A 21,811-nucleotide genomic window follows, 5' to 3' on the forward strand; every position below is an offset into this window, starting at 1 on the left:
GAGCCAGGGCAGCCAACCTGACACCTACTCGTGAAGCAGCCCGTCCTCGAGTCACCGACCTGTGGTCCAGGACTAGATCAAGACAAGACAAGACAAGGGAACTGACACTTGGATTCCTGGCCGAGTCGCGCGACGCTGTCTTTCGCGGCGCGCATCCGACGCGAAACAGCGAGCTTCGGCCGCTGGCACGGGCCGATGGCCGGTCTAAATACATTCTTTCCGTCTGCGCGGCGGCCATCGAAGGGCCTGTCGCTCCAGCTGCGGACCCCTGTGTCAGGCAGTTAGGCCGCGCTTTGAAGTCCATTACCTGAATGCGGTGGCGCTGGCGGAGCCCAATCTAGATGTGCGGCTGTTCGTCTAGAGACGTAGGCCCCAGATACGCCGCTGGCCTTGCGCTGCCCTGATCCGGCTTGTGTCCAGTGCGATACTGCCGTCTGGGGACAATGTGTAGGGAACGAGCAGGTCGATGGCGATTCCGTCGCGGTGTTCGATGTGAACCTCGACGGCATCCTCGCCGTTAGCGGGGATGCCTACATCCATGGTGACCGCGAACGCGCGCAGATGCATATCGTCGCGATCGAAGGTGAGAGCATCGTGGACGGCGTCCTTCGACGGGGTTGCGCTATCGGTCATCCGCGCGGTGCGCTGGCCGTCGTGATCGATGACGAATGCGAACGGGGCGAACGATCTGTGCTGTCGCAGCTCGGTCTGCGCGAAGTCCAGGCTGTCTGCGAACAGGTCGTCGACGTCGTCCTGTGCCAGTTGTGAGGCATTGTCCCGCCACTGCATCAGCGCCCTTCCCGGTCATTCCTACCTCGACTACTGTGTGCGTCAACGATACGCACGGTATCGGCTAAACGCTGATATCGGGGACGGGGAAGGTCGAGATGGGGGACGAGTTAGCGATCTCGCCTGACCAGGTTCGTGCCACGGCGGCACGTCTGGCGAGTCTGCACGGAACGCTGGCGGCAGCGGCCCGCGACATCGACACCAAGAACTCGAGTCTGTATGGCAGCTGGACCGGAAGCGCCGCGGAGTCGATGAAGCAGATCTGGCAGCGCGACTTCGGCGAGCTCAGGATGTTCATCGATGAGCTGACCGACTTGGCGGAGAAGCTGACAACTGTGGCTGATCAGATCGAGCAGACCGACAGCGCCAACAGCAACGCGATTACCCAGGTCCAGATCCCAGGCAATGAGCAGGGTGCGTGATGACCCCGTTCGGCTACAATCTCGATGATCTGGCCACGTTTTCCAAAGCGTTGGATGCCTTCCTGCGTGCGGTAACTGACGAGATGTCCGGGGCGACGGCAATTGTCGCCGAGCTTCGCGCCGCAGGATTCAGCGGTGACGCCGCCGCCGCATTCGAGCAAGCTCACGCAACCTGGCAGTCCAAAGGCGCGCGACTGGTCGGGCAGCTGGCCGACCACCGGCTCGAGATCGACAATGCCCACCACAATTACGCGCAAGTGCGGCAAGTCAATGCGCAGATCCTCGGTCGGTCTGCAGGATAGTCGTGGCCGATATCGATCCCGCCGCGTACTACGCGGCGGCAGCTAGAATTGCCCAGTCCAGCCGCGACATCGAGGCGACCTTACGGACCCTGGACGGCAATCTTGACGTCGCACGATCGGCGGGGGTCCACGAGGCTGGGGTTCGCTGGTCGACCAGCTATGACCAGTCCGCTTCGGACGTCTTCGAGCTCGCTTCGCTCAGCGCCATCGCCGCTGGCGAACTCGCACGTCAGGTCCATCAACTCGGCGTAAACCACGAAACCAATGAATCGGCGACCGACCCCAATCAGTCGGGTGCCAACCCGCCGGCGGCCCCGAGCGCTGCCCAGATCGCAGACTCCCTGCATCCGAAGCAGATCTCGGCAGGAGGGACCGGCGACAGCCCCGCGCATTGGGACAAGATCGCCGACAAGGTCACCAAGAAATGGCCGGACTGCGACTTCACGCGAATCAAGAACGCTGGCGAGAAGTTCCAGGAATTCGGCCAGCACGCCGAAGACGATGCGACCAAGATGTTCAATGAGGTGAAAACCCATCTCTACGACCAGACCGAAACCGACGTCGACGGAATTCTCGAAGAAATGGTTTTGCTCGCGACGGCATACCGAGACGCTGGCACCTTTGCCAAGGCTCTCCGACCCGCCTGTACGGAAGTCAGCGAGAAGTCCGATACCGAACGCCAGCAGGTGCAGGCGATTCTGAACAGCCTGGTCACCGCGCTGGTCTCCTTGGATGTGGCCGGGGCGGCCCCGGCAGGTAAGGCGGGTGACGCCGGATACGACGCGGCGAAAGACGCCCTCATCCGTCAGGCGGCGGCCGATTTCGACACACTCATGGTCGAACTGGATGGCTTCGTCGCGACTGCTATCAACTCGAACACCGCGATCTACACCAACGCCACCGCTTCTGCGCGGCTGTTGACAGGGATCATGGAACGAACACCCCGCAACACCGACCCGATCCACAACGGCGACACCCGTGAGAGCGGCGAAACCGGACAGCAAGGCGAAGATCGTGCCGGCGTCCCGCGCGGCCCGAAAGAGGAGGTCGTCGTCAATGGCCGGGTCAGGATCCCCGACCACATCGATGATCAGTTGGGCCAGGTCACCGAGGTCAAGAACAAGAACAAACTCGACAAGGGCGACACCGAGCAGATCACGGACATGGTCGACTACGCCAACAGTCAGGGCTACTCACCGATCCTGGTCACCGACCACCGCACCACACTCACACCGGACGTGCAGAAGCTGGTCGACGAGGGCAAGATCACGCTGATCCGAAAGGAGCTCGATGACAATGCCGACCTCTGATTCACCGAGCGAGCAGGACCTTGCCCGTCTCATCGACGAACTCGATCGGTTCATCGATACCCTGCAGACCAGCATCGCCGAAGCGAGAGCGGAGCCCTTGGACTCGATTGGGCCGCCCGCTCACAGCGCTGCCGCCGACCTCGAAGCCTGGAGCCGCCGCGGAGATCAAGTACTCGCCAGCCTCCGGCAGTACCGAAAGCGCCTCGCGGCAATACACATTCATCACCTCGCCATCACGAAGACCAGCACGGGAACCGCCGCGGCGCGCAACGAACCCAGCGATCTACCGGAAGCAGCCGACTCCCTTCCCGTCACGCGAGCGGCCTTCAACTATCCAGGAATGCCACACGGCGACGACTGGCTCGACAACCCGCCTGCCTGGTTCCACGATGGCCGCAATGGCTACGACATTCGGCTGGTACGCGATCTCGCCGCTGTCGGCGTGCGTAGCTACGGGCTCAGTGAGCTCGCGAAACTCCGTACGATCCCGCCCGCCATCCCGGTCTTTCTCGATTGGCTCGAACACCTCGACGACAAGATCCCCGGACCTGAGGAATGGGGCCGCTTCAACAGCGCCGAGCATCACAAGGCATGCATCCGCAGTGATCTTATTCGCAACCTCAACGACCCCGCCGCCAAAGGCAATCGCAAAGCCATCGACCTACTCGTCGGACAGTTGCGTCGGCAACCCGCACTGACCGACGAAGTACGTTTCCGGGCAGGTTCGGCCCTGGCCACAATCGCAGAACGAGGCGACTTCGACTTGGTCGTCACCCTGATCTCCGAACAACCGCTCGGCCACCCCGTCATCGCCGCCCTTCTTCGCTTCATCGGCCGCCAAAAAACATTACGAGCCAAGGACATCGCGCTCGCACACCTCGAGCACCCACACACCCGCAACTTCGCGATCGACGCCCTCGGACAGATGAAGGCAACCGGCGTCCGAGCCGTTATCGAGTCCTATCTCGACGACCCCGACCCCTACACACGTAACCAAGCAAGGAAGGCGCTCGCGAGACTGTCCGAGTAGGGCCAGTCGGGTCTATCGACTCGCGCACCGACCGGCTCGGTCCCTGCGTGCCCGCACCTGCAGACAGGAGAGTACGTGCGAACAAGATCGGCCCCGATACTCATTGCAGCGCTGGCCCTTTCCGCCGGCGCGTGCGCATCCACACCCGACCAGCCGGAGGAGCGACCGGAAGTCACCGCACCCGCCACCGCGGCGCTGTGGGACCCCTGTACAGAGGTCGCGCCCGATCTCGTTCGACAGATGGGCGTCGATCCAGACACCAAGACCTCCACGGCGACTGCGCAACCCAACTCGAAGTACTGCACCTGGCACGACTCGAAGGCTGTCTGGGCATACCACTTAGGCATTCTCTCCACGAGTTTCCCACTCGAGGCCATCAGACGAACCAAACCCGCAGCCATCGAGACCGCAGTCGGCGGGCGCGCCGGAATCCAGGACCGCCCAGCCGACCGACAGTGCGAGATCGTCCTCGCTGTCGGAACAGGCACGGTATATATCCAAGCCTCCGACAACCCCGCAGCTCGGAACCCACCCGATCCGTGCACCCGTGCGCTGGACGTCGCAAACGCTCTGGCGCCCAGCCTTCCCTGATGAACTCGATCAGTTGACTGCCTCGAGAATCCGGATTCAGCGAGGCTGAGGTGGCGATCGATTTGTGGGTTTCGCGGGCGGTGGCCAGCGCGTAAAAGGCTCTGACCAGGGGCAGAACCTTTCTTTCGCATTGAGCCCCCTGTCAGGATTGAGCTGACGACCTTCGCTACAGGACGAGTGCTCTACCACTGAGCTAAGTGGATGCCAGACTCGCCCCCTACCGATCCCAACTTTCAGCACGAAACCACAGACCGCGGACCAGTCGGGGTCCAGACCGGGCCGCGGCCCCTATCAGCGATGATTGCTGGCAGAGATCTCATCGCCAAGGCTACGATGGTCCCTATGTCCCGCCTCGATCGCATCACCTCTGATCCGCAGATCTGCCATGGTCAGCCGGTAGTGCGCGGCCTTCGGATCCCTGTGCAGAACATCCTGGAGATGATGGCTTCGGGCATGAGCACCGAGGAAATCCTCGATGACTACCCAGACCTGGAATCCGACGACCTGCTCGCTGCGCTGGAGTTCGGTGCTCTCGCGGCAGGCGGACACACCGTCGTCTCTGTCAGCGCAGCGTGAAGTTCCTGGTCGACGCGCAACTCCCGGCACGGCTCGCACGGTTCCTGCTCGATGCTGGGCACGATGCGAGGCACACAGCGCAGTTGCCCGCAGGAAACCGCACCGCCGACGACCAGGTAGCCAAGGTCGCCGACACGGAGGGCCGTGTAGTGGTCTCCAAGGACGCCGACTTCCGGATCTCACACCAACTACACGGCCAGCCCCGTCGACTTCTGGTCGTAGCTATGGGCAACATCAGCAACAACGATCTGCTTGCCGTGTTCGAGACACACCTAGCCGCCATCGTGGCAGCGTTCGACCATGCCGACCGAGTCGAGGTCCGACCCACGCAGATTGTGGCCTGGCAGCGAAAGACGCCGGAACAGGACTAGGGACAAGCGGGACGCCCGGCGAATCCGTGCTCGACGATCCGGATCAATACACGGCAACCGGGTTACGGTCGAGTGCGTTCATGGTCAGCCAAAATGCCCAAGAACAGGTGCAGGAACGTCACGGGCGCTTCTTGTCGATGCCGAGAGCGGCAACGCGCAATCCAAAACGTGTTGATTCCGTGCTGCCCTTCGGGTCGAGTCGCGCAAAAGGCCAGGTGAGAGCGTTGCGTCCTCAGTGGAACACAAAAGAGATCCCAACACATGCGAATATTCGCCGGTCAGAATCTCTTTTTGACGTGCTCCCCCACCTGGACTCGAACCAGAAACCCCCCGATCGAAATACGCTGTGTCCCAACACTTTTTAATGTTCCCGACACCGCCCACACCTGCAGATGCGCCGCGCGTGGTGACCATTCGCCCGACACCTCGGTGACGGGGTACGCGAGCTACGCCCCACGCTGGACGGCGCCGCGATCCGCATCACCTACTGGCTCGCACCCGGACGCCGCGCAGTCTTGCTGACGGTGTTCCGCAAGACCAAGATGCGCGAAGACAGCGAAGTCAAACGCGCGAAATTGGCGCAACGAACCTGCCGAGCCGAACACGAACCCGCCCATCAAGAATTCTTGCGGGCGATCGAGAGAGGAGAACTGGACCGATGAGCCACACCCGCTGGAAGGCCCTCCGAGAACGCCAACTCACCGAACCCGCCGAGGTCACCGAGGCTCGCCGCGAGATCCGACTTTCCATGGCACTTGCCCAAGCCGTCTACGACCGCCGCACCGAACTCGGCCTCACCCAAGCCGAACTCGGCGAACGGGCAGGTCTGACCCAAGCCAAAATCTCACGGATCGAGGGCTCCGACACCGACCCCACCCTGCCCTTGCTAGCGAAACTCGCTGCAGCTCTCGACGCCACCCTCAACATCGCCCTCGATGCCGATGACACCCAGGTGAGCTTCACCAGTCGCCACACCAGCGCCACCCGAGCTCGGCCCTTCAGCAGCGATCTCGCATTGCCACAGATGCCAGAGGAATTCCCCAAATGCCAGGGCAGTCTCTCGGGCCATTGAGTCCTTGCTCCGCGATCCACCCAAATCCGTCAACTCGAACGACGGCCGATACGAAGCCAGGCTGAGCTGCCGCGACAAGTGACCGCCGGCTGCTGGATCGTCGAGCAAACCCTGGCCTTGCTGCATCAATTCCGGCGCTTGGCCGTCCGCTGCGAACGTCGATCGTTGCCTGCGCAGATATGGCCCGGTCAGGCTGTGCCCAGCAATATTGCACGCCGCTAATTGCCGGGTGTGATCACTGCAGGGCAGAGAGTCAGGCTGACGCCCAGTCCGCCATGACATCTGCGAGCGCCTGCACCCCGGCGTGACAGTCGTCGATTTCGGCGTGTTCGATGGGGGAGTGCGAGACCCCGGTGGGGTTGCGGACGAAGAGCATCGCGGTGGGGACCTTGGCCGAGAGGATGCCGGCATCGTGTCCCGCTGCGGTGGGTAGCACCGGGATTTCGCCCAGGTGGCCCAGTGCCGACTGCAGACGGTTGCGGGTATCCGCGGGGAATTCGACGATCGGCGTGATCGATTCGGCCTCGGTATGCAAGCCGATGCCGTCGGCGGCCGCGTGCCCGTGGATTTCGCGAGTGATGTGGTCGACGAGTTCGGTCAGTGTTGCTTCGTCGGCGGCGCGTGCGTCGAGCCACGCTTTGATTTCGGACGGAATGGCGTTGGCGCCGTTGGGGAGGACGCGCACCTTGCCGAAGGTGGCGACCGCGTCGTGCAGTGCGGCCGCGGCGCGGGCGGTGTGGACCGATGAGGCGAAGGTGAGCATGGGATCACGGCGGTCGACGAGTCGGGTGGCGCCCGCGTGATTGGCCTCGCCGGTGAAGGTGAACAGCCAGCGGCCGTGCGGCCAGATCGACGACGCGACCGCGATGGGTTGATCGACGAGGTCGAGTGCGCGTCCCTGCTCGACGTGGAGTTCGACGTAGACGCCGACGCGTTCGGTCAGGGTCGGATCGGCGCCGAGGTGCGCGGGGTTGCGGCCTGCGCCGGTGAGCGCTTCGGCCAGGGTGATGCCGTCGGCGTCGCGAAGCCGCAGCGCGCGTTCGGGTTTCAGTGCGCCGGAGGTCAATTGTGAACCGATGCAGGCGACTCCGAAGCGGGCGCCTTCCTCGTCGGTGAACGCGGTGACCGCCACCGGTCTGGTCGGCACGATGCCGCGTTCGCGCAGGACATCGACGGCGGCGAACGCCGAGACCACGCCCAGCGGTCCGTCGAAGGCGCCGCCGTCGGGCACGGAGTCCAGGTGTGACCCGGTGACGAAGGCATCGCGGGGTTCGCCGGTCCAGCCGATCGGCATCCACCAGGCCCAGAGGTTGCCGTTGCGGTCTTCTTCGACGGTCATGCCGCGTCGATCCGCTTCGCCGGTGAACCATTCGCGCAGGGTCATATCCGCGTCGTTCCACGCGAAGCGTCGATAGCCGCCGGTCGACGGTGCCCGACCGACCTCGAGGATCGACGCCCACATGGTGTCGAAGGAGTGCGGCACAGTGTCTTTCATGATGGCGCCTTTCATGGCCGGCCGGGGATCCAGGTGGTTCCGGCGAGCGGCACGCGGGCCATCGCCGACGATTCGACGGTCAGCGCCACCAGATCCTCCGGTTCGAGGTTGCGCAGGTGCGACTTGCCGCAGGCGCGGGCGAGGGTCTGCGCCTCCATGGTGAGCACGCGCAGATAGTTCGCGAGTCGGCGGCCGCCTTCGACCGGGTCGAGGTTCGCGGCGAGTTCGGGGTCCTGGGTGGTGATCCCGGCGGGATCGCGACCGGCCTGGAAGTCGTCGTAGAACCCGGCTTCGGAGCCGAGCTCGCGGTACTGGTCGGCGAAGCGAGGGCTGTTGTCGCCCAACGCGATCAGTGCCGCGGTGCCGATCGCGACCGCGTCGGCGCCCAGTGCCATCGCTTTGGCGACATCGGCGCCGCTGCGGATGCCACCGGAGACGATCAGCTGCACTGTGCGGTGCTGTCCCATTTCCTGCAAGGCTTGGACAGCCTGGGGGATAGCGGCGAGGGTGGGGATACCCACATGTTCGATGAACACGTCCTGGGTCGCGGCTGTGCCGCCTTGCATGCCGTCGACGACCACCACGTCGGCACCGGCCTTCACCGCCAGCTTGACGTCGTAATAGGTGCGGGTCGCGCCGACCTTGACATAGATCGGCTTTTCCCAATTGGTGATCTCGCGCAGTTCGATGATCTTGATAGCGAGGTCGTCGGGACCGGTCCAGTCGGGATGACGGCAGGCACTGCGCTGGTCGACGCCCTGGGGCAGGGTGCGCATGCCTGCGACTCGTTCGGTGATCTTCTGGCCGAGCAGCATGCCACCGCCGCCGGGTTTGGCGCCTTGGCCGAGCACGATCTCGATGGCATCGGCCTTGCGCAGATCGTCGGGATTCATTCCGTATCGCGACGGAAGATACTGGTACACCAGATTCTTCGACTGGCCACGTTCTTCGGGGGTCATGCCGCCGTCGCCCGTGGTTGTCGAGGTGCCGACTTCGCTGGCGCCACGGCCGAGCGCTTCCTTGGCCTGCCCGGACAACGCTCCGAAGCTCATTCCGGCGATGGTGATCGGAATGTCGAGGTGCAGGGGAAATTTGGCGTTGCGATCACCGAGCACCACGTCGGTATCGCAGCGTTCGCGATAGCCCTCCAGGGGATATCGCGACATCGACGCACCGAGGAACAGCAGGTCGTCGAAGTGCGGGAGCCGGCGTTTGGCGCCCCAGCCGCGGATGTCGTAGATGCCGGTCTCGGCGGCCCGCTGGATCTCGGCGATCACGGCGCGGTCGAAGGTCGCCGATTCGCGCAGCGTCGGGTTGAAGGTCATGGAAGTCGTCTCCTCGTTCGCGGCGACGTCAGTACGCCGAGGCGTTGTCGACGTGGAAGTTGTAGAGCTGCCTGGCCGAGCCGTAGCGGGTGAAATCTGCTGGGTCGGCGTCGATTCCGGCAGCGGTGAGCAGTTGGGCGAGCTCGGCGAGGTGCTCGGCGGCCATCTCCTTCTTGATGCAGTCCGCACCGAGCGACGCCACGGTGCCCCGCACGTAGATCCGGGCTTCGTAGATCGAGTCACCCAGTGCCTCGCCAGCATCGCCGCAGACGACGAGGCGACCGGCCTGCCCCATGAAGGCACTCATATGGCCGATATCGCCGCCGACGACAATATCGACGCCCTTCATCGAAATGCCGCAGCGCGCAGCGGCATTGCCCTCGATCACGAGCAGGCCCGCGTGCGCGGTGGCACCGGCGGATTGCGAGGCGTCGCCCTGCACGCGCACCGTGCCCGACATCATGTTCTCGGCCACCCCGACACCCGCGTTGCCCGCGATGGTGACCGATGCCTGCTGGTTCATGCCTGCGCAGTAGTAGCCGACATGACCGTCGATGGTGACGTCGATGTCGTTGTCGAGTCCGCACGCCAAGGCATGCGCGCCGCGCGGTGCGGTGATCACCGAGCGGGCGGGCGCGTCGGCGGACTGCAACGCCTGATTGGTACTGCGCACGGTGGTCGTGCGCAGATCGAAGGTCGTGGCGGTGTCGGTCACTGACGGTGCCATACGTACACCTTTTCTGGTTCGGGCTCGAAGATTCGGGCGGAGTCGACGCCCGGCAGATCTGCCAGGGCGCGGTATTCGGACGCCATCGCCACCCAGCGGTCCGTCTCGGCGATGACGGCAGGCTTGCACGAGATGGCGTCGCGGACCACGGCGAAGGAGTCCTTGTTGGAGACCAGCAGTGTGTAGAAGCCGTCGAATGTCTCGTTCAGCATCAGCAACGCCTTCTCGAGATCGACGCCGTCGGCCAGTTGCTTTGCGACGAAACGCGCACCGACCTCGGTGTCGTTCTCGCTGTCGAACACGATGCCTTCGCGTTCGAGGTTGTGCTTGATGCTCATGTGGTTCGAGAAGGACCCGTTATGTACGAGGCACTGGTCGGGGCCGACCGAGAAAGGGTGTGAGCCCTCGGCGGTGACGGCAGACTCGGTGGCCATTCTGGTGTGCGCGACGCCTTGCCACCCGGACGCGTTCGAAAGCCCGAAGCGGTGAGCCAGCTCGGTGGGGTTGCCCATTCCTTTGAGGACGGCCACCTCGGTGCCGAAGCCGATGATCCGGGCGGTCGGTGCGAGGGCACGGACCGCGTCGAGCAGCTGTTCTGAGGTGACCGGCCCGTACACCACCGTGGTGGGGTCGAGGTCGAACGCGGTCACATCGACGCCGAGGCGACCGGCGAGTTCCGCCGCGAAATCTTCTGCTGTGACTGGGTTTTCGAGCAATGAGACGGTGGCGTGGCCGGCCGGTGACCAAGTCGGGTCGCCGTAGATGGACATGCCCGCCGAATCGGGTCCGCGGTCACACATCTGGTCGAGCATGCCGGTGAGCAAGGTCCCCAATTGGGGATACAGCGCCCGGTCACGTAGGTGCAAACCCACGATTCCACACATGTTGTGCTCCTCTTTCGTGACGGTCAGAAGGCGGTGAGGTACTGGTCGATCTCCCAGCGCGACACCGTGTTGTGCCAGGCGAAGAATTCCTCGCGCTTGAGACGCGCGAAATATTCGGCCACCCCGGGGCCGGCGATATCGAGGGCGCCGGTGAGTACGGAATCCTGTTCGAGCGCGTCCATGGCGTGCAGCAGGGTCATCGGCAACATGTCGCTCTTGCGGTCGCCGCTGCCCGGCGCGCCGGGATCGAGGGCCCGTTCGACGCCATCGAGTCCTGCGGCGACGGCCGCGGCAGCCGCGAGATACGGGTTGGCCGAGCCGTCGCCGCCACGCAGTTCGACCCGGTGCGAGTCGGGGACGCGCAGATAGTGCGTGCGGTCGTTGCCGCCGTAGGTCGCGAAACGCGGCGACCATGTGGCACCGCTGCTGGTGGTTGTGGCCCCCATGCGCTTGTAGGAGTTGACGGTCGGGGCGATCACGGCTTGCAGGGCACAGGCGTGCTCGAGTAGACCGGCGATGAAACCGTATGCGGTCGGCGACAATCCGAGACCCTTGTCATCGGTGGGATCGGGAAAGACCGCGCCGTTCTCGCTCCAGAGTGACAGGTGCATGTGCATGCCCGACCCGGTCCGGTCGGTGAACGGCTTGGGCATGAATGTGGCTTGCATGCCGCGCTTCTCGGCGATCACCGACAGCAGATACCGCGCGGTGATGACGCGGTCGGCGGTGATCATGGCGTCGGCGTAGTCGAAGTTCTGCTCGAACTGCCCGTTCGCGTCCTCGTGATCGTTGGCGTAGTTGCCCCAGCCCAGCGTGTTCATCGCGGTGGAGATCTCGGTGAGGTGGTCATACATTCGGGTCACGTCACGGGCGTCGTAGCAGGGCCTGCTGCTCAGATCGGACGCGTCGGCTGTGACGAGTTCACCCGCGGAACCGCGATTGACCAGGAAGTACTCGATCTCGGCACCGACGTTGACCGTGAACCCGAGAGCGGCGGCCCGTCGCAGTGTCTCCCGGAGGATGACCCGCGGCGAGTACGCCCAGGGCTTACCCGCCACGTGTGGGTCGCAGTGGACCAACGCCAGGCCGGGGCGAACGAACGGTATCGGGATGAACGACGACGCGTCGGGCATCGCGACGAGATCGGGATCCCCTGGCTGTTGGCCCATACCGCCCGCGGCATAGCCGGCGAAGCCGACACCGTCGTTCTCGAGTTGCCCGATAGCCTGCGCGGGAACGAGTTTGGCGCACGGTTTGCCACTCAGAGTGACGAACAGCGCGAGGATGAAAGTGGTTCCGGTGTTGTGAACCAACTCGGTCAGGGTCGGTCGCGGATCCAGGTTCGGGGGTGTGGCGGCGAGTGCCTCGGCGGTGTCGATGGCCATGTCAGGCTCCTACTCGGAATGGTCGAAAGGTGATGGGCCGATTCAGCGCATTTCGCCTGCGCCCTCGTAGGGGTGCGGGCTGAGCAGCAGATCGTTCTCGGCGAATCGGCTGTACCGGAAATCGAGGGGATCGACATTGGGCAGCGTCGTGGTTCCGGTGGTGAGCAGGTCGGCGACCAGTTCGCCGACCGCTGGGGAGATCTTGAATCCGTGGCCGGAGAATCCGGTCGCGAGGAACAGCCCGGCGACCGGCGCAGCGCCGATGACCGGGTTGTAGTCGGGCGTGACGTCGTAGGCGCCCACGTAGGAACTGGTGATACGTGGGTCGGGCATGTCGGGCAGACGCTTGTCGAGTTTCAGGATGGTCTTCTCGATGGTGTCTTCGTCCGCGCGGTTGACGAAGTTGTCGGGGTCGATGTATTGCGGTGCCTGGTGGTCCGAATTGCCCACCAGGAGTTCGCCGTTGGGTTCGCGGCAGATGTATTGCAAACCAGCCAGGTCCGACAGCACCGGTACCTCGGGTGTCGGTTCGCCTTGGTCGACCAGAACGAGTTGGGCGCGTTGAGCTTTGACGTCGAGATCGATCCCGGCACCGGCGGCCAGTGCGGGTGCCCACGGGCCCGCGGCCAGAATCACCGTCTCGGCGTGGACCTGGGTGCCGTCAGCGAGCTGAACGCCGTAGACCTCGCCGGCGTTGTGGGTGAGAAGGCCGGTGACCGTGATGGATTGACGGATCCTGACGCCGAGTGAGCGCGCCGATGCGGCGAAGGCCATGCCTGTCATGTAGGCCTCGCCGCGGCCACCGAGCGGTTCGTAGGCGAAGGCGGCGAAGTCGTCCAGGCGCATGCCCGGCCACAACTCCGCCATCGTGTCATGGCCGATGAAGTCGACGTCGATGCCGAGGCCGCGCATCATCGCGACGTTGGCCCGCAGTGGCGCGAGATTGTTCTCGGCGACCCCGACGACGTAGCCGCACTGCCGAAAAGCCATGTCGTCGCCGAAGAGCTCCGTGGCACGGGTGAAGATGTCGACGCCGTACCACGCCATCGCCGCCAGCGACGGGTTTCCGTAGTGACAGCGGACGACGCCGCTGGACTTGCCGGTCATGCCGGAGCAGAGGGTGTCGCGCTCGAGCACGAGAACATCGGTCTCGCCGCGGTGGGCGAGCGACCAGGCGATAGCGAGGCCTTCCAGGCCGCCGCCAACGATGACGTACTTGGCTGTTTGCTTCACGTTGCCCCGCTGGGTTTCATAATAGGAATCAGTGTTGTCTACTAGGAAACAGTTGTTGCATTACCGTTGTGTTACGCGCCGGTCAATCACGTGTGTCTAGGGCGGAGGGCTTGGGATTCGCCCTTGAGTCGGTACGGCTGTCGGTTTCCTGTAGATGGTCTATGTTTCATCGTGGCGCTTAACGAGAACGTCACCGCAAGGCGAACTGCTGAAATCTCGCCGTGGTCCACTGCTGGTGGACGATGATTCTCTATGGCAGACCACTGCCGAATGACCCTCTGAGGTAGACACAATGCAAGAAGCAATAGCCGCGGCGAATACCGCTTGGCTGCTCGCCGCCTTCGCCGCGGTGAGTTTGATGGTGCCCGGTCTCGCCATGTTCTACGGCGGCATGGTGAGCGTGAAGAACACCCTGAACATGGCGATGATGACGTTCGGCGCGTTCGCCGTCGTCGGCATCCTGTGGGTGCTGTTCGGCTATTCGGCCGTGCTGGGCAATTCGCTCGGCGGGTTTGGCCTGCTCGGCGATCCACTGGAAGCACTCGGCCTCGCGTCGATGCTGACGGCACCCGCCGTACCCGCGCTCCCGCCCGCGCTGGTTGCCGGGTTCCAGCTCCTGTTCGCTGCCATCACCGTCGCGCTGATCTCCGGTGCCGTCGCCGACCGGATGAAGTTCGGCGCCTGGATGGTCTTCGCGGGCATCTGGGCCACGCTGGTCTATTTCCCTGTCGCACACTGGGTTTTCGCGTTCGACTCCGCGGACGGCACGATCATCGGCGGCTGGATCGCCAACACGCTCGGTGCGATCGACTTCGCCGGCGGCACCGCGGTCCATATCAACGCCGGTGTCGCGGCGTTGGCACTGGTGCTTGTCCTCGGCAAGCGTAGGACGTTCCCGGCTCCGCCTCGCCCGCACAGCCTTCCGCTGACCATGCTCGGCGCGGGCATCCTGCTGTTCGGCTGGTTCGGCTTCAACGGCGGGTCCGCGCTTTCAGCGGGCAACAGTGCCTCGGTCGTCGTGCTGAACACGCTGGCCGCTGCCTGCGCGGGCATTTGCGCGTGGCTACTGGTCGAGAAGGTGCGTGAGGGGCACGCCACCTCATTGGGCGCCAGTTCCGGCCTGATCGCGGCATTGGTCGGCATCACCCCCGCCTGCGGCGCCGTGTCACCGATGGGCGCATTGGTCATCGGCGCGGCAGCGGGGGCGCTGTGCTGCCTCGCTGTCTCGATCAAGTTCCGCCTCGGCTACGACGACTCCCTCGACGTGGTCGGAATCCACATGGTCGGTGGCATTCTCGGCACACTGCTCATCGGTTTCATCGCCGATCCGAAGGCGCCCAACGGGGTCACCGGCCTGCTCTACGGCGGCGGACTGGATCTGCTCTGGCGTCAGACCGTCGCGGTTGCCGCGGTTGTCGCGTACAGCTTCATCGTCACCTGGTTGATCGCCAAGGCGCTCGACAAGACGATGGGCCTGCGCGTGCCGCACGAGAAGGAGGCCGAAGGGCTCGACGTCTCGGTCCACGGCGAATCGGCCTACACGATGGAGACGATCACCCTCGCATCCGTCCCGGCCGAGGAATCCGACGCAGTCGGAGCCGCCGAGGAGATCATCACCGACGCGGCGGCAGAAGCTCCGGTCGCAGGCCGCTGACACGCCCACGTGCCCCCTGTCGGCCGACCGCGGCAGGGGGTATTCGCTGTACGTATGGTTTCCTCAGAGGAAACTTCGGCCCGTTATGATCGACCTATGGCAGACCGACCGACCGTGCGCGACACCGGTGACCCCGCTCCCGTTCAGCGTGAGGTCATCGGGACCGCACCGACCGGAAACGACCTCGAGGAGGCGATTGCTCGACAGGTGCGATCGCTGCGTAAGGCCGCCGGACTGTCAGTGGGCGACATGGCCGACAAGGTCGGCATCTCCAAGGCGATGCTGTCGAAGATCGAGAACGCCCAAACCTCGTGCAGCCTATCGACGCTCGCGCGCTTGGCCGCCGGCCTCGACGTTCCGGTCACCTCGCTGTTCCGCGGCGCGGATACCGAACGGGAAGCTGTGTATGTCGAATCCGGTCACGGGGCGGTGATCGTCGGCCGCGGCACCAGGGTCGGTCACCACTACGAACTGCTCGGTGCGCTGCGCGGTCAGCACAAGCGACTCGAGCCGGTTCTCGTCACGCTCACCAATGCCAGCGAGGTCTTCCCCCGCTTCCAGCACGCGGGCACCGAACTGCTGTACATGCTCGAAGGCGTGATGGTCTACGGCCACGGGGACGCCGAATACACGTTGCGGCCCGGTGATTCGCTCCTGCTCGACGGCGAGGGCATCCATGGCCCGAACGATCTCGTTCGGTTGCCGATCAAGTTTCTCGCGGTCACGGCCTATCCCGACAACCACGAGTCGTGACACTGTCCCGCCGTGGCGTACGACAGGGCGGTTCGACCTTCGCTACAGGGCGAGTGCTCTACCACTGAGCTAAGGAGGGGTGTGAGCCCGACGTGTTACCGAGGACCGTGCGGGAACTAGATCAAGGCCGGGTGCAGGCGTAGTCGCGATTGAACGAGCCGGCGCTTCCGGTGCCGGTGGGGAGGTTGCGGGTGGCGTCTGCGTATGCCTGATCGGGGTTCGCCCCTTTACCGAAGGCCAGGATCGGGAACCCTGCGACGATCGCGAGCGGACTCGTCACGACTGCGCCGCAGCCGTTCGCGAACGTCACCGTCATCCGGCAGTCGATGATGCCTTGACCCTTGCACGCTCGGTCGGCGGCTTGAATGGCGTCGGCTTCCGTCGGGTGGTTGACCGAAAACGCGTAGACATTGCCCCACACGCTGAGGGAAGCGGCGCCCCAGTTGACCGGGTCGGCGGCGGCGGGCGGTGCCGCGAGGACGGCAGCGGCGCTCACCGAGAGCGCGGCAGCCGCAAAGGACTTGCTGAACATGTGGTGTGTGCTTCCTCTGCGCGCCGACCAGTGCGGCGATCGCATGGAAGATACCGCAGTACATGGACGCGGGGTCGCCCCAAAAGTCTTGGGGTCACGGCAAAGACCGTCACGAACTGCGGCGTTCGTGACGGATCTGCAGTTGTTGTCGCGAGCGGCTTCGCATTGGATAGACCATGAGTTGTTCAGCGGCAGGCAGGCGGTCGGATGAGTCAGTACTACGAGCTGGACGGGACCACGCTGTGGAATCCCTCGAACGGCGCTTCACGGCTGTTCTTGAACCAGTTGGGATTCTTCGAGGAGGAACTCGGTGTTCCCTCAGGGATCGGTCCGATGGAATCGGACGCGTGTGAGGTCACTCCTGTTGTGCTGGAAGGGTTTTTGGCGACGGTTCTAGCCTGGCGTGGCCGTACTGGTCACGCTGTTGTACAGGCGCTGTCCGACGGGTTTCTCGCCACATTGTTGGTCATCGCTGAGCGGGCGGGCATCACGATGTCTTGGGCTGCTCTGGTCGGCTGTGGAACGGGTGGGACAGATGGCGTTCAGGTTCGTTCAAGTCCATCATCCGGCCGCGGCGGCGAGTACGAATGGAGCGCCACTGTTCGTGAGCACGCGCGTCAGCTCGACAGCTTCATGGCACGATAACGCGACCGGCCGCACAATAGTCGGCATGACGTGGGGTGCTGTCCAATTCGCGATCACCAATCGAGCGGTGCCGAGATTCGGGAGCAGAACCAGGCGGCGGTGGCGCGTGGCCGATGACGGCGGTGGCGGCCTGGTGGCCCGACACAAAAAGCCCCTGACCGACGGAGAGTACCCGCTGTTCAGAGGCTATTTATTGCTCCCCCATCTGGACTCGAACCAAAACCTGCAGCTCGAAATACGTTGTGTCCCAACATTTTTCATTGATTCTCAACACGGCCTATCACCTGGGTATTTGTTGTTCAAGGCGTTCCCATTGCTGCCCAGCACATCCCGATACACCCCGTTGATTCCGTGTTGTGGTTCGAGTCTCGCGTTGTGGCGGCGAGGCTGTTACGGCTCTGGGAGCTCAGTCCCGGGTCGCCTCAGGTCGGGATGTCAGCCCTACATTGCCACGGGCCGATGGTGTATACCGTGGCGGCTTCGACCGGCGAGATATCGCGAGTAGTTACGGCAAACCGCGCCGCGGCCGCGGTAGCGGTGATCATGCTGTCGGCGGTGCCGATTGTCGGCCCGGCGGCGTGAGCGGCCGACATCAGGTGGCGTAGTGCGCGGTGGCTTCGATGTCGTAGGCCAGAACGCGACGGGCGGATGCCGGCAGGATGTGATTCTCCAACCAGTCCGTGTACTCGTCGTGGCGTCGCCTTATCAGCATCGCCGCGATACCGTCACGGAGTTCGCCGACGGTGACCGCCGACAGATTGTTCATCTCCGCCATGCCCTTCGGATGTTGGAGCCACGCTGGTGTCGGAGGGCCCGGCTACTCTCGCGCGCCATGGATCCTTCTTCCGCACACAACGCCGGACTGATCACCGCGATGGAATCGTTCGATGACCTGGAGCAGCGACACATCGAGCAGGCCCTGCACTGGCTCGCTGGAACGGCGGACATCTACCGGCGTATTCCGCCTGCGACGCCGTCACCACATTTGGTGTCCTACGTGGTGCTGGTCGACCCCGATGAGCGTGGAATCTATCTCGGGCTGCACCGCAAGTCCGGTCTTCACCTTCCGATGGGCGGGCATGTGGAGCCGTTCGAGCAGCCGCTCGCCGCGGCGCAACGGGAAGGCCGCGAGGAACTCGGCGTCGACCTCGGATTCGATGTCGTCGGTGACGGGCCGCTGTTTCTGGCTGTCACGCCCACGGTCGGCAAAACTGCTGGGCACGTTGATGTTTCGCTGTGGTTCGTCGCACGTGGCGATCGTGCCGACCAGTATGACCTTGATCCGGACGAGTTCGTCGGTGGCCGTTGGTGGGATCTCGACCCGCATGGTCTACCGGAGTCGGACCCCCACCTTGGTCGGTTCATTCGCAAACTCGATACGGTCCTGCAGTCGAGGATCATGCGATGAGTCCTCTGGTGGTGATCCGCGGCAATTCCGCTTCGGGAAAGTCCACGACCGCCGCAGCCGTTCAGGGCCGATTCGAACGCGGACGGTGCGCGGTGGTGTCGCAGGATGTGGTGCGGCGGAACATGATCCGGGAGCCAGACGAGCCGGACGGATTCAACATCGAGTTGATCGAGCAGATCGCTCGGTGGTGTTTGGATCGGGGGATGGTGGTGATCGTCGAGGGGATCCTCGACGCCCAGCGGTATGGGGCGATGCTCGGCAGGCTCGCGGATTCGGTGGATAGATCCCTGTTCTACGGTTTCGATCTCACCTTCGACCAGACCCTGGCTCGTCATTCGGGGCGCCCGCTGTCGGCGATCGTTGCGCCCGAACAGATGGCTGCGTGGTACCACGGTTGGCAGCCGCTGCCGTTCGTCGAAGAGGTTCGTATCGACGCGAACTGGACTCTCGATGCCGTGACGGATCGGATCTATCGTGATATCGGACTTTGCCGGAACGGGATCAGCTGATCGGTGACTGTGGGGGCGGCCGACAATGCAACGGTCGGCATCGGTGCCTGGCGTGCGGTCACGGAAATCGGGTCAGCGTGTCCGCTGTCGTTCATTCGTACTCGACTCCGTGACGGCAATACGAATTAAGTGGCACGTGCTGCGGACGGCGGCGATATCGACGAGGTCGCGAGGGAGACCGCCGAGGGTGCTGATGACTCCGGCGCAGGCGAGTTCGAGCAGAGGCTCCGTGGGGAAAGAGTCTTCGCTGGGCCTGGACAGCATCGTCTCTCCGCAGGCGCGGCACTAATCGAACGTGCCTGCCCGCGAAGATCTGGCCGCGCAGGTCTTGGTCGATGCCACCGCGGTGCTCGGGGCGCCGTAGTGGATGTGGTCGCGCATGACGATGATTGTGGCATCGGTACGCGGGTTGAGTCATCCGATTCCTTCCGATGAGGGGTTGTCTGTCTAGAGGTCGGGGAGCTCGTCGTCGCCGGTCTACTGATGCGGTGACGCTGGACACATCGATGACGTGGTATTCGCCGTGAGTGGGTTGCAGATCGCCCGCTCGCCGCCGGGCCGGCACCATATACAGTCCTTACCTGCATAGATAGGTGCTGGTAGGGAAAATTGTGTGGATTGCTGCCAATGTGCTGGAGTGTCCACGGGGCGAAGGGAGTCGACTCATTGACAGGCCTGCTCGCCGAGCGCGCGGGTGGCCGCTGGAAGGAATTCTTGTGATCATTTCGACCTGGGGCCGGCGGGCAATGGTGCTCGCGCTTCCGATTGCCGTCGGGACGGCCGCTGTGGGGATCGCCTCGGCAGCACCCTTGGAATCGGCGCCGGTGCAGGCCTCGGCCGCTGCGGTCGGCCAGCCCGCCCTAGTTCTGCCGCCTGTTCCTGGGATCCCTGACCCGTTCGTAGACGGCCGTCCGACCAGCGATGCCGTGACTTTCGGAGCGGTCGAGGGTGCCTTGCTCGGTGGTGGGCTCGGTGGGGGCGCGGGTGCCGTGATCGGTGGCGTTCCATTCATGGCGACCTCGATCGCCGGCGGTCTCATCGGCGGCGCGATCGGCTGCACCGTCGCCCCCGGCCCGGGCTGCTTGGTCGGCGGTGCGATCGGTCTTGGCGTCGGCATGGCGGCTGGCGGGGCATTGTTCCTGCTCCCCGCGGCAGCGGCGGGCGTCGCATTGGGCGCGGCGGCCGGCGGCGCCGCGGGTGCGTACGCGGGTGCGTACGTTGATTCGGTCCTGCCGAAGTGATCGCGGTTCCGCGCTGGAGTAGGGCCTGATCCGCTGGTGGCGTGCGCCCAATAAGACCGTGGCGAATTCGGCAGCTCGATAGCAAGCGTGGTTGTCGGTGACGATCCGCTTCAGGTAGACGGTCCCGTGTACATGGAAGAACGCTCGTACGCGATCTATGAACCCTGCTGCCGTCGAGGCTTTTTCATCACTGAGGGCTGCGGTGTAGGCGAGTCGGGAGTAGCCGTCGACCGCAGAGCAAGTAGACGTATCCGGCCTTTACGCTGCGTCTATTGGCGGCTTTGGTCGCCGTCCCTGGCAGCGTGGTGGAGCGGTGTCCTACCCATTCGTCAAGCTCGCTCATCTGGGTTCGGCTCCCGTCGTAGGTCGGCTCTTGATTATCCCCTCGACGTGCGCGTATGGGTCCGTTGGTGCCTCGCTGGCTAGCCTCCGCGGGGATGTGACGTTGGATTCTCGGTCTTGGACCACCTTCGGCACGTTCGTTATTGTGGCTTACGGAATGGTGTCCGAGGGGAGGGTGTCAGCGGACATGTCGGTTGTCGATGTCGATTCTGCGCGGTTGAAGTCGGAGATCGCCGCGTTCTATGCCGGGTTCGGGGTGCCGAGTGAGCTGTCGGCGGCGTTCGAGTCGTCAGCGCTGTTGGTGCCGTTGATCGGGCCCGAGGACCGGGTGTTCACGATCGAGTCCGGGGGGCTGGCGTGGTTGTGCGCGTTCACCGGAGTGCAGGAATACGCACGGTTCATGACCGCGCGGGGTGTCGGTGCCGATCAGACCTACCGGTTTCATACCTTTCTGGGGCGGCGGTTGCGGGAGTTCGCCGCGGATCTACCGGAGCCGACCGGTGTCGCTGTCGACATGCTCGGTGCGGCGCCGATGGCGTTCCCACCGGAGATCGCGGACGAACCATCGACGGATGGCGAACACGGCTGATGGCCGATCTCAATGTCGACCCGGCCCTGCTGACGCAAGCCGCGACCGGCATCAACGCCATCATCAGCGAGCTTTCGGAGCTGGGTGTCGGCGAGACCGGCGCGGTCGGGCGCGGGTTCGCGCAGTTGACGATGTCGGCGATGGAGGCAGGGACCGGCAACGTCCAAACGTGCTTCGAAACCTTCACTGAACGCTGGTCGTGGGGCGTGCGCGCTCTGGTGCAGTCGGGTAACGAGATCGCCAAAGTGCTTGATTTGTCGGCGGGCCGCTACAACGAGATGGATGAGCAGATCTCAAACACCTTCAAGCAGATGTTCACCCACCTGGCGGGCAACCCTCACCTGGGAAAGGCCGACATCGAGGCGATGGACTGGGGCCAGGTTTGGGACAACAGCAACTTCAATACCGCCAGACAACCCGAGTACAGCGCGGAATCATTCGGTAAGGCGTTCTCGCATATGGGTGACAACGTGTCGATGTTGGGCCAGGTCGGGCAGTATCTGGCCTCTGATGACGTGCCCGAACAATCTGGCCTCGGGGACATGTTCCTGGCCGATACCGGGGCAGCGGCGAAGGCAGCCGAGATTCAACAAGCACAACTCGCGGCTCGTGGGGGGAAATAGTTC

Annotated in this window: 25 protein-coding genes and 2 pseudogenes; 18 read left to right on the top strand and 9 right to left on the bottom strand. The window is 64.1% G+C overall.

The window, feature by feature from the left end:
- The first annotated feature begins 492 nt into the window (after window positions 1-492).
- The 10 genes and pseudogenes from ACWZHB_RS02605 to ACWZHB_RS02650 all read left to right on the top strand — a co-directional run bounded on the left by ACWZHB_RS02605 (window position 493) and on the right by ACWZHB_RS02650 (window position 6,463).
- Complete coding sequence (locus ACWZHB_RS02605; protein WP_427906331.1) at window positions 493-768, top strand: hypothetical protein; 276 nt, start codon at window positions 493-495, stop codon at window positions 766-768.
- A gap of 119 nt (window positions 769-887) precedes the next feature.
- Window positions 888-1,211 (top strand): WXG100 family type VII secretion target, encoded by a 324-nt coding sequence (locus ACWZHB_RS02610; protein ID WP_427906332.1) that lies wholly within the window; start codon window positions 888-890, stop codon window positions 1,209-1,211.
- Window positions 1,211-1,513 carry a WXG100 family type VII secretion target gene (locus ACWZHB_RS02615; protein WP_427909060.1) on the top strand — a complete coding sequence of 101 codons (303 nt, stop codon included), beginning with the start codon at window positions 1,211-1,213 and terminating at the stop codon, window positions 1,511-1,513. The genes ACWZHB_RS02610 and ACWZHB_RS02615 overlap by 1 nt, the downstream gene beginning before the upstream one ends.
- Before the next feature lie 2 nt (window positions 1,514-1,515).
- A complete protein-coding gene (locus ACWZHB_RS02620) occupies window positions 1,516-2,823 on the top strand; it encodes a putative toxin (protein ID WP_427906333.1) in 1,308 nt (435 codons plus the stop codon).
- Window positions 2,810-3,853, top strand: coding sequence for a HEAT repeat domain-containing protein (locus tag ACWZHB_RS02625; protein WP_427906334.1), 1,044 nt, complete (start codon window positions 2,810-2,812; stop codon window positions 3,851-3,853). The genes ACWZHB_RS02620 and ACWZHB_RS02625 overlap by 14 nt, the downstream gene beginning before the upstream one ends.
- 75 nt (window positions 3,854-3,928) lie before the next feature.
- Window positions 3,929-4,444 carry a DUF3558 domain-containing protein gene (locus tag ACWZHB_RS02630; RefSeq protein ID WP_427906335.1) on the top strand — a complete coding sequence of 172 codons (516 nt, stop codon included), beginning with the start codon at window positions 3,929-3,931 and terminating at the stop codon, window positions 4,442-4,444.
- Window positions 4,445-4,786: 342 nt separating this feature from the next.
- Window positions 4,787-5,020, top strand: a complete 234-nt coding sequence (locus ACWZHB_RS02635) for a DUF433 domain-containing protein (protein WP_427906336.1) — start codon at window positions 4,787-4,789, stop codon at window positions 5,018-5,020.
- On the top strand, window positions 5,017-5,391 hold the full coding sequence (locus tag ACWZHB_RS02640; RefSeq protein ID WP_427906337.1) for a DUF5615 family PIN-like protein: 375 nt from the start codon (window positions 5,017-5,019) through the stop codon (window positions 5,389-5,391). Before ACWZHB_RS02635 ends, ACWZHB_RS02640 begins: the two co-directional genes overlap by 4 nt.
- A 422-nt stretch (window positions 5,392-5,813) precedes the next feature.
- Window positions 5,814-6,053, top strand: a pseudogene (locus tag ACWZHB_RS02645) (type II toxin-antitoxin system RelE/ParE family toxin); the annotation flags it as partial.
- Window positions 6,050-6,463: a helix-turn-helix domain-containing protein gene (locus ACWZHB_RS02650; RefSeq protein WP_427906338.1), complete on the top strand. Its 414-nt coding sequence runs from the start codon at window positions 6,050-6,052 to the stop codon at window positions 6,461-6,463. The pseudogene ACWZHB_RS02645 and the gene ACWZHB_RS02650, both read left to right, overlap by 4 nt.
- Before the next feature lie 253 nt (window positions 6,464-6,716).
- On the opposite strand, the gene ACWZHB_RS02655 is transcribed toward ACWZHB_RS02650, so the two are convergent.
- From ACWZHB_RS02655 to ACWZHB_RS02680, 6 genes are read right to left on the bottom strand one after another with little or no spacing between them, the layout of a single operon-like run.
- The gene (locus ACWZHB_RS02655) at window positions 6,717-7,958 is read right to left on the bottom strand and encodes an allantoate amidohydrolase (protein WP_427906339.1); all 1,242 of its coding nucleotides are present in this window, start codon (window positions 7,956-7,958) and stop codon (window positions 6,717-6,719) included.
- An 11-nt stretch (window positions 7,959-7,969) separates the two neighbouring features.
- The gene (locus ACWZHB_RS02660; protein ID WP_427906340.1) at window positions 7,970-9,283 is read right to left on the bottom strand and encodes an FMN-binding glutamate synthase family protein; all 1,314 of its coding nucleotides are present in this window, start codon (window positions 9,281-9,283) and stop codon (window positions 7,970-7,972) included.
- Window positions 9,284-9,311: 28 nt separating this feature from the next.
- Window positions 9,312-10,010, bottom strand: a complete 699-nt coding sequence (locus tag ACWZHB_RS02665; protein ID WP_427906341.1) for a GltB/FmdC/FwdC-like GXGXG domain-containing protein — start codon at window positions 10,008-10,010, stop codon at window positions 9,312-9,314.
- The gene (locus ACWZHB_RS02670; protein WP_427906342.1) at window positions 9,995-10,894 is read right to left on the bottom strand and encodes a class II glutamine amidotransferase; all 900 of its coding nucleotides are present in this window, start codon (window positions 10,892-10,894) and stop codon (window positions 9,995-9,997) included. Before ACWZHB_RS02670 ends, ACWZHB_RS02665 begins: the two co-directional genes overlap by 16 nt.
- A 23-nt stretch (window positions 10,895-10,917) precedes the next feature.
- Window positions 10,918-12,279, bottom strand: a complete 1,362-nt coding sequence (glnT, locus tag ACWZHB_RS02675; protein WP_427906343.1) for a type III glutamate--ammonia ligase — start codon at window positions 12,277-12,279, stop codon at window positions 10,918-10,920.
- Between the two features lie 42 nt (window positions 12,280-12,321).
- A complete protein-coding gene (locus tag ACWZHB_RS02680; protein WP_427906344.1) occupies window positions 12,322-13,512 on the bottom strand; it encodes an NAD(P)/FAD-dependent oxidoreductase in 1,191 nt (396 codons plus the stop codon).
- A gap of 292 nt (window positions 13,513-13,804) precedes the next feature.
- Between ACWZHB_RS02680 and ACWZHB_RS02685 the strand changes: the two genes are divergently transcribed.
- Together ACWZHB_RS02685 and ACWZHB_RS02690 are read left to right on the top strand one after the other, a co-directional pair.
- The gene (locus tag ACWZHB_RS02685; RefSeq protein ID WP_427906345.1) at window positions 13,805-15,166 is read left to right on the top strand and encodes an ammonium transporter; all 1,362 of its coding nucleotides are present in this window, start codon (window positions 13,805-13,807) and stop codon (window positions 15,164-15,166) included.
- 96 nt (window positions 15,167-15,262) lie between these two features.
- Window positions 15,263-15,919 carry a helix-turn-helix domain-containing protein gene (locus ACWZHB_RS02690; RefSeq protein WP_427906346.1) on the top strand — a complete coding sequence of 219 codons (657 nt, stop codon included), beginning with the start codon at window positions 15,263-15,265 and terminating at the stop codon, window positions 15,917-15,919.
- 121 nt (window positions 15,920-16,040) lie between these two features.
- Here ACWZHB_RS02690 and ACWZHB_RS02695 read toward each other — a convergent pair whose 3' ends face one another.
- Window positions 16,041-16,451 (bottom strand): DUF4189 domain-containing protein, encoded by a 411-nt coding sequence (locus tag ACWZHB_RS02695; RefSeq protein ID WP_427906347.1) that lies wholly within the window; start codon window positions 16,449-16,451, stop codon window positions 16,041-16,043.
- A 207-nt stretch (window positions 16,452-16,658) separates the two neighbouring features.
- On the opposite strand from ACWZHB_RS02695, the gene ACWZHB_RS02700 reads away from it, so the two are divergent.
- Window positions 16,659-17,096 (top strand): DUF6086 family protein, encoded by a 438-nt coding sequence (locus ACWZHB_RS02700; RefSeq protein ID WP_427906348.1) that lies wholly within the window; start codon window positions 16,659-16,661, stop codon window positions 17,094-17,096.
- Window positions 17,097-17,688: 592 nt separating this feature from the next.
- Here the strand turns inward: ACWZHB_RS02700 and ACWZHB_RS02705 are convergent.
- Entirely contained in the window at window positions 17,689-17,871 is a 183-nt protein-coding gene (locus ACWZHB_RS02705; protein WP_427906349.1) for a PIN domain-containing protein, read from the bottom strand.
- 57 nt (window positions 17,872-17,928) lie between these two features.
- On the opposite strand from ACWZHB_RS02705, the gene ACWZHB_RS02710 reads away from it, so the two are divergent.
- The 3 genes from ACWZHB_RS02710 to ACWZHB_RS02720 all read left to right on the top strand — a co-directional run bounded on the left by ACWZHB_RS02710 (window position 17,929) and on the right by ACWZHB_RS02720 (window position 20,254).
- The gene (locus ACWZHB_RS02710; protein ID WP_427906350.1) at window positions 17,929-18,504 is read left to right on the top strand and encodes an NUDIX domain-containing protein; all 576 of its coding nucleotides are present in this window, start codon (window positions 17,929-17,931) and stop codon (window positions 18,502-18,504) included.
- Entirely contained in the window at window positions 18,501-19,013 is a 513-nt protein-coding gene (locus ACWZHB_RS02715) for an AAA family ATPase (RefSeq protein WP_427906351.1), read from the top strand. The genes ACWZHB_RS02710 and ACWZHB_RS02715 overlap by 4 nt, the downstream gene beginning before the upstream one ends.
- A 716-nt stretch (window positions 19,014-19,729) precedes the next feature.
- On the top strand, window positions 19,730-20,254 hold the full coding sequence (locus ACWZHB_RS02720) for a hypothetical protein (RefSeq protein ID WP_427909395.1): 525 nt from the start codon (window positions 19,730-19,732) through the stop codon (window positions 20,252-20,254).
- A 15-nt stretch (window positions 20,255-20,269) separates the two neighbouring features.
- On the opposite strand, the pseudogene ACWZHB_RS02725 reads toward ACWZHB_RS02720, so the two are convergent.
- Window positions 20,270-20,513 (bottom strand): annotated as a pseudogene (locus ACWZHB_RS02725) (DDE-type integrase/transposase/recombinase); the annotation flags it as partial.
- A 270-nt stretch (window positions 20,514-20,783) separates the two neighbouring features.
- Here ACWZHB_RS02725 and ACWZHB_RS02730 point away from each other — a divergent pair.
- Window positions 20,784-21,185, top strand: a complete 402-nt coding sequence (locus tag ACWZHB_RS02730; protein WP_427906352.1) for a hypothetical protein — start codon at window positions 20,784-20,786, stop codon at window positions 21,183-21,185.
- Window positions 21,185-21,808 (top strand): hypothetical protein, encoded by a 624-nt coding sequence (locus ACWZHB_RS02735; protein WP_427906353.1) that lies wholly within the window; start codon window positions 21,185-21,187, stop codon window positions 21,806-21,808. The genes ACWZHB_RS02730 and ACWZHB_RS02735 overlap by 1 nt, the downstream gene beginning before the upstream one ends.
- Window positions 21,809-21,811 lie beyond the last annotated feature (3 nt).

The organism is Nocardia sp. FBN12, assembly GCF_054031145.1.

Coding starts and splice junctions, on each gene's coding strand:
- ACWZHB_RS02695 (WP_427906347.1), bottom strand. CDS start 16,451: ATGTTCAGCAAGTCCTTTGCGGCTGCCGCGCTCTCGGTGAGCGCCGCT.
- ACWZHB_RS02615 (WP_427909060.1), top strand. CDS start 1,211: ATGACCCCGTTCGGCTACAATCTCGATGATCTGGCCACGTTTTCCAAA.
- ACWZHB_RS02635 (WP_427906336.1), top strand. CDS start 4,787: ATGTCCCGCCTCGATCGCATCACCTCTGATCCGCAGATCTGCCATGGT.
- ACWZHB_RS02715 (WP_427906351.1), top strand. CDS start 18,501: ATGAGTCCTCTGGTGGTGATCCGCGGCAATTCCGCTTCGGGAAAGTCC.
- ACWZHB_RS02610 (WP_427906332.1), top strand. CDS start 888: ATGGGGGACGAGTTAGCGATCTCGCCTGACCAGGTTCGTGCCACGGCG.
- ACWZHB_RS02625 (WP_427906334.1), top strand. CDS start 2,810: ATGCCGACCTCTGATTCACCGAGCGAGCAGGACCTTGCCCGTCTCATC.
- glnT (WP_427906343.1), bottom strand. CDS start 12,279: ATGGCCATCGACACCGCCGAGGCACTCGCCGCCACACCCCCGAACCTG.
- ACWZHB_RS02670 (WP_427906342.1), bottom strand. CDS start 10,894: ATGTGTGGAATCGTGGGTTTGCACCTACGTGACCGGGCGCTGTATCCC.
- ACWZHB_RS02665 (WP_427906341.1), bottom strand. CDS start 10,010: ATGGCACCGTCAGTGACCGACACCGCCACGACCTTCGATCTGCGCACG.
- ACWZHB_RS02685 (WP_427906345.1), top strand. CDS start 13,805: ATGCAAGAAGCAATAGCCGCGGCGAATACCGCTTGGCTGCTCGCCGCC.
- ACWZHB_RS02700 (WP_427906348.1), top strand. CDS start 16,659: ATGAGTCAGTACTACGAGCTGGACGGGACCACGCTGTGGAATCCCTCG.
- ACWZHB_RS02710 (WP_427906350.1), top strand. CDS start 17,929: ATGGATCCTTCTTCCGCACACAACGCCGGACTGATCACCGCGATGGAA.
- ACWZHB_RS02735 (WP_427906353.1), top strand. CDS start 21,185: ATGGCCGATCTCAATGTCGACCCGGCCCTGCTGACGCAAGCCGCGACC.
- ACWZHB_RS02705 (WP_427906349.1), bottom strand. CDS start 17,871: ATGGCGGAGATGAACAATCTGTCGGCGGTCACCGTCGGCGAACTCCGT.
- ACWZHB_RS02655 (WP_427906339.1), bottom strand. CDS start 7,958: ATGAAAGACACTGTGCCGCACTCCTTCGACACCATGTGGGCGTCGATC.
- ACWZHB_RS02690 (WP_427906346.1), top strand. CDS start 15,263: ATGGCAGACCGACCGACCGTGCGCGACACCGGTGACCCCGCTCCCGTT.
- ACWZHB_RS02650 (WP_427906338.1), top strand. CDS start 6,050: ATGAGCCACACCCGCTGGAAGGCCCTCCGAGAACGCCAACTCACCGAA.
- ACWZHB_RS02660 (WP_427906340.1), bottom strand. CDS start 9,283: ATGACCTTCAACCCGACGCTGCGCGAATCGGCGACCTTCGACCGCGCC.
- ACWZHB_RS02730 (WP_427906352.1), top strand. CDS start 20,784: ATGTCGGTTGTCGATGTCGATTCTGCGCGGTTGAAGTCGGAGATCGCC.